This window comes from Protofrankia sp. Cr1 (assembly GCF_963555865.1).
Taxonomy (GTDB): domain Bacteria; phylum Actinomycetota; class Actinomycetes; order Frankiales; family Frankiaceae; genus Protofrankia.
Genome location: NZ_CAUVXO010000124.1, coordinates 1 through 1,800 on the forward strand (window position 1 = coordinate 1; position 1,800 = coordinate 1,800).

The 1,800-nt window shown below is 72.2% G+C and carries 2 protein-coding genes; both read right to left on the reverse strand.

What is annotated here, in order from left to right:
- A partial coding sequence (locus tag U9980_RS12335) for an enoyl-CoA hydratase-related protein (protein ID WP_416210251.1) occupies positions 1-518 on the reverse strand: 518 nt, incomplete at its 3' end.
- Between the two features lie 38 nt (positions 519-556).
- Positions 557-1,800: CaiB/BaiF CoA-transferase family protein (locus U9980_RS12340; RefSeq protein WP_322768034.1), on the reverse strand; the 1,244-nt coding region annotated here is incomplete at its 5' end.

The window sequence follows — 1,800 nt, forward strand, 5'->3', positions numbered from 1 at the left end:
ACCGACGCCGTCGGCACCACCCGGTTGACCAGGCCCAGCCGCAGCGCGGTGGCCGCGTCCACCGGCTTCCCGGTCAGGATCATCTCCATGGCGACCTTGGGTGGGATCTGTGCCGACAGCCGGAAGGCCCCGCCGGCGGCGGCGACGATGCCCCGGCTGACCTCCGGCAGGCCGAACTGCGCGGTCTGCGCCGCCACGGCCAGGTCGCTCGCAAGGACGATCTCGGTGCCGCCACCGAGTGCGAAGCCGTTCACCGCGGCTATCGTCGGCTTGCTGATCGGGTGGGACACGTAGCCGGCGAATCCCCAGTGCCGGCGACCCGCGGGGAACGTCCGCTCGCCGCGGGCGACCGCCTTGAGGTCGATGCCGGCGCAGAACGCCGTGTCGCCCGCGCCCGTCACCACGACCGCCCGCACCTCCCGGTCGTGCTCCGCCGCCTCGAGAGCCTCGCCGACGAGAGTGGTGGACTCCAGGTTCACCGCGTTGCGTGCCTCGGGCCGGTTGAGCGTGATGACCATCGTGTGGTCACGGCGCTCCACCAGCACTACCGGCCCGGTCACCTCGGCTCCTCCAGTACGCCCGCCGCCACCAGCGCATCGATGTCGCAGTCGGACAGCCCGAGCAGCTTGGCGCAGATCTCCCGGGTGTGCTCGCCCTGCAACGGCGCCGGCCGCAACTGCGGATCGGCGATCCCGGTGAACACCGCCGGGCCGTTCTCGGTCAGTATCGGCTCTGGAAGCTGTGGCTGGGCCAACCGGCGGAAGAAACCGCGCGCCGCGAGGTGCGGGTCGTCCGGCAGGTCCGCTACCCGCTGCATCATCCCCGCGGGCACACCCGCGTGCTGAAGGCGGCTCATGGCCTCGCGCGGTGGGTGGACCGCCGTCCAGGCGGTCACCGCCTGCTCCACCTCGACCCGGTGCCGGCGTCGGCCTGCGGCGCTCGCCAGGCGCGGGTCGTCGCACAGCTCCGGTCGCCCGATGGCCCGGCACAGGCGACGCCAGTCCTCGTCTCCCCGGATCGTCAGCACGCACCATTCGTCGTCGCCGGCACACGGGTAGACGCCGTACGGCGCGTCGTGTCCGCCGACATCGCCTCGCGCCGCCAGGGATCCGGGAGCCAGCGACTCGCACAGGAACTGGGCGGACAGCTGGGTGAGGATGGTCTCGGCCTGGGCGAAGCTCACCGTGCCGCCGATGCCGCAACGGCGGCGGGCGAGGAGGGTTGCCAGCACCGCCACGGCGCCCACTCGGGCCGCGACGTGGTCGGGATAGATGGTGCTGCTGTCGCTGAAACTGTCCGGCACATCCGGGTAGCGCCACAGTCCCGTGATCGCGGTGGCCGCGCGAACGAGCGGGCCGTACCCCATGCGGGGGCTCCACGGTCCGGACGAGCCGAAGGCGCTGCTGTCCACCACGATCAGCCGTGGGTTGATCGTGCGTAGGCTCTGGTCGCCGAGCCCCAGGGACTCCATCGTGCCCGGCTTGAAGTTGGACAGTACGACGTCGGCCGTGGCGGCGAGACGCTTGAAGACCGCCACGCCCTGCGGGCTGCGCAGGTCGAGACCGAGGCTGAGCTTGTTGCGGTGGCCCCAGGCGAAGGACGGGGACATCGTCGCGCCGTCCCGTGACTGCCGGCTCCCGTCGGGGAAGGCCCGGTTCTCAATCTTGATGACCTCCGCGCCCTGGTCGGCGAACAGCCGTCCCAGCTCGGCGCCGACGACGATCACCCCGAGGTCGAGGACGCGTACACCCTGCAGTGGACGGTGGGCCCGCGCGGGCACGTCCCCAGCACCGCTCGGCG